This window comes from Lentilactobacillus sp. (genome assembly GCF_040773105.1).
GTDB lineage: Bacteria > Bacillota > Bacilli > Lactobacillales > Lactobacillaceae > Lentilactobacillus > Lentilactobacillus parabuchneri.
The window spans coordinates 1-3478 of the sequence record NZ_JAXGWW010000222.1 but is presented as its reverse complement, the minus strand read 5'-3'; the positions used below and the strand labels follow the sequence as shown (position 1 = coordinate 3478).

At 45.1% G+C, this 3478-nt stretch carries 3 protein-coding genes; all 3 read right to left on the bottom strand.

All coding sequences use genetic code 11. The features are described 5' to 3' along the window. The coding region (locus AB3112_RS09725; RefSeq protein WP_367334390.1) for an acetate/propionate family kinase at nucleotides 1–945 on the bottom strand (945 nt) is incomplete at its 3' end. A 219-nt stretch (nucleotides 946–1164) separates the two neighbouring features. Next, complete coding sequence (gene gntK / locus AB3112_RS09720) at nucleotides 1165–2700, bottom strand: gluconokinase (RefSeq protein ID WP_367334389.1); 1536 nt, start codon at nucleotides 2698–2700, stop codon at nucleotides 1165–1167. A gap of 65 nt (nucleotides 2701–2765) precedes the next feature. Beyond that, nucleotides 2766–3478 (bottom strand): NAD(P)-dependent oxidoreductase (locus tag AB3112_RS09715; RefSeq protein ID WP_367334388.1); only part of this gene is annotated, 713 nt, incomplete at its 5' end.

The window sequence follows — 3478 nt, the reverse complement described above, 5'->3', positions numbered from 1 at the left end:
GCCTAATTCGGTGATGTAGCTGGCAGCGAATTTGACCGTCCGGTTGACAAACATGTCTAAGGCCAACTTGGCACGATCCTTATCGGAATCTTCCAAGTCACGCATGTCGGATGAAACACCAGACACGCCAAGTAAGCCGGAACGTTTATTAAACATATCGATGACTTCGTCTGCACTGGCCCCCATCTTCTTCATGAAGAACGGAACCAAAGCCGGGTCTACGTCACCTGAACGTGTCCCCATGACAAGACCGTTCATCGGCGTAAAGCCCATTGAGGTGTCAAAACACTTGCCGTTTCTTTCGGCTGCCACAGAAGCTCCCGAGCCCAAATGCAGGGTCACTAATTTAGCTTTGTCATTGCCCAAAATTTCGTCAGCTTGTTGGGTAATGAAGCCATGGTTAATTCCATGTTCGCCATAACGACGGATGGTAAATTTCTTCGTCAATTCATAAGGAATCCCATAAATTGAATTCACTTCGGGAACGTCTTTGAAAAAGGCACTGTCAAAGACGGCGTACTGATCCGTATCAGGAAGAATTCGGCGAATGATTTCGATGTATTCAGCTTCAACCGGATTATGAATCGGCGCAATGTCACCCAATTCCACAATTTGAGAGAGTGTATCGTCGTCAATTTTAGCGACTTTATCGAAGATGTCACTTCCAGCAACAACTCGGTTACCAATGGCGTCAATGTCTCTCAAATGGTCAATCACGCCAAGATCCTTCAAGTTATTGAGCATGATGGCCGCTGAACGCTCATAATCGATCTTATCTTCTTCAGATTTGTACACTTTACCGTCACCATATTTAATTTTAACCAGTGACCCGGGCATGTTCAGTCGTTCAACCTGACCATCTGCCAGCACCGTTTCTTTAGGCATATCGAAGAGTTTAAATTTAAGTGATGAACTTCCTGCATTTACAATGAGAACTTTGGACATAGTAAGTACCTCCGTTGTGTTTGAATTGACTAATTTTCATTCAAAATGAAAACGTAACCACAACTAAAAGTATACTATTTGTTGAGACCTTGTGACAACATTAGCTATTTTAATTTTGACTGAGGGAACATAAAAACGGTCGGCGCAAAACATGTTGTTTTGTCCGGCCGCTTAGATTTAAATTTGTTTCACTATGACGGGAATCAATCCCATCAGATATTAATCCTTGAATTCTCTTTGATACTCAGCGATTCCTTCGTATTCTTTAGAAAGATCACGACTCAGCCGCAAGTAAATCGGCATCAAAGTTCGGTATCGTTTAAAGACGTCCTCATTTGGTTTGTAAACCGTTTCTTTACCCATGTACTTCTTGATGTCTTCCAGGTTGTCTTCCAATCCTAGAGCCATCTTAGCCAGAAACATTGCAGCCAAACTGCCGCTTTCATATGATTCTGGAATGACAATGTTATGTTCAAAGATATCTGCCATCATCTGGGTCCAAAGTGTTGACCGGGCAAACCCGCCAGCGGCAAGAACCGCCTTTGGATCACCCGTAACTTCTTTAAGCGCCAAGGTAACAGAGTACAAATTGTACATAATTCCTTCCATGACGGCCCGAATCATATGGGCCCGGGTATGCTTACGGTTAAGGCCAAAGAATGACCCACGCGCGTTTGCATCCCACAGCGGTGCCCGTTCACCACCCAGATAAGGATGGAAAATCAAGCCATCTGATCCGGCTGGGACGGTTGCTGCAATCTTTGACAGCATGTCATACGAGTCGATATTCAACAGTTTGGCGGCTTCAACTTCGCCACCAAACAGTGAATCATGTGCCCAGTTAAGAACAATTCCACCGTTGTTGATTGGACCGCCAACCAGGTACTTGCCCTTCATGACGGGGTAACAATATAACCGTGCTTTCGGGTCAATTCTTGGTTTGTCAACGAACGTTCTAACAGCAGCCGAAGTCCCAATGTTAATTGCTAAAACTCCGGTCTGGATAGCACCGACGCCAATTGTCGACAAGGCACCATCAGTGGCACCCATGACAAAGTAAACATCTTTATCAATGCCAATCACTTTGGCATACTCGGATTTGATTCCCCGGAACTTATCAGTTGTCTCAACTAATTCAGGCAATTGCTTTTCAGTTAGGCCGGTTTCATTCAGTGCTTCAGCATCCCAGGTCGAAGAATTCATATTCAAAAGGCCGGTTGCAGCCGCCATTGAAACCTCTTCTTTGAGAACACCGGTATACTTCCAAATGATATATTCCTTGATACCAACCCAGTAGGCTGCCTTTTCAAAGATTTCCGGCTGTTCATTGCGGAAGTATAGCAGCTTATAAAATGGCCCCATTGGATGAATTGGCAAGCCGGTCCGCTTATACATTTCCATTCCACGGCCGTTTTCTTTGTATTCCGCCGCATATTTTTGCGAACGGTTATCCGCCCAGGTTAAGGATCTTGTCAGTGGCTTAAGGTCTTTATCAAGTGCAATCAAGCTATGTTGTTGGGCAGACCAAGAAATTGCGATCACTTTACCATCGGAAATATTGGCTTTGGCAACCACTTCCTGCATTGCCGACACCGTGGCATTAAAGATCTCGTCCGGATCTTCTTCAGCCATATCAGGTGTCTCTTGATACAGTGGATAACCCTTGTTGGCCTTACCATATATATTTCCGTCAGTATCATAAATTAACGCCTTGGTACTTGTGGTCCCAACGTCAATTCCAATAATATAGTCCATAATAATCTCCGTTTCAGCTTCAATGTTACGTTAACGTGCACTGCGGCTTTGAGCCGAGTTGGCCGTTAGTCGTCTAATGCGTGTGTCAATTCACGGACTGGACGTTTGCCGGCAACAATTGCCTTGACGTCACTGACACATTTTTCGCCCATGCCATGAAGACATTCGTAAGTGTAGGCAGAAGTATGAGGGGTAACCAAGATGCGGTCGTTCTTTAAGAATGGGTGGTCAGCCTTAACAGGTTCCACTTCCATTGCATCGGCAGCGTAGCCAGAAAGTTGACCTGACTTAATCGCATCGAGAATGGCGTCTTCTTCAACTAAAGCACCACGGGCGTTGTTACAGATGTAAGCACCCTTTTTAAGGTTCTTGATGGTCTTTGAGTTAATCATATGAAGACTTGTATCATCAAGTGACGCATTCAATGAAATGTAGTCACAACGCTTGAGTAACGTTTCCAAATCAACTCGTTCAACGTTGTTGTTAGTGAACCATTCTGGTTCGGTTGCAGGATGTGGATCGTTAACCAATACAGGACCGCCAAAGATGCTGAACAATTCTGCCACCCGGCTACCGATGTTTCCACAGCCGATAACCCCAAAGGTCTTGCCGCTGAATTGATTTCCCATGAATTGAGCACGGTCTTCGTAACGCCCAGCACGTTCACGCTCGGATGAAGGAACCACCTGGCGAACCAAGGCCATCAAGTTGGCAAGTTCGTTTTCGGCAACGGAGTTTCGTTCAACCTTTTGTGGCACAATTGCAACTTGAGTACCGT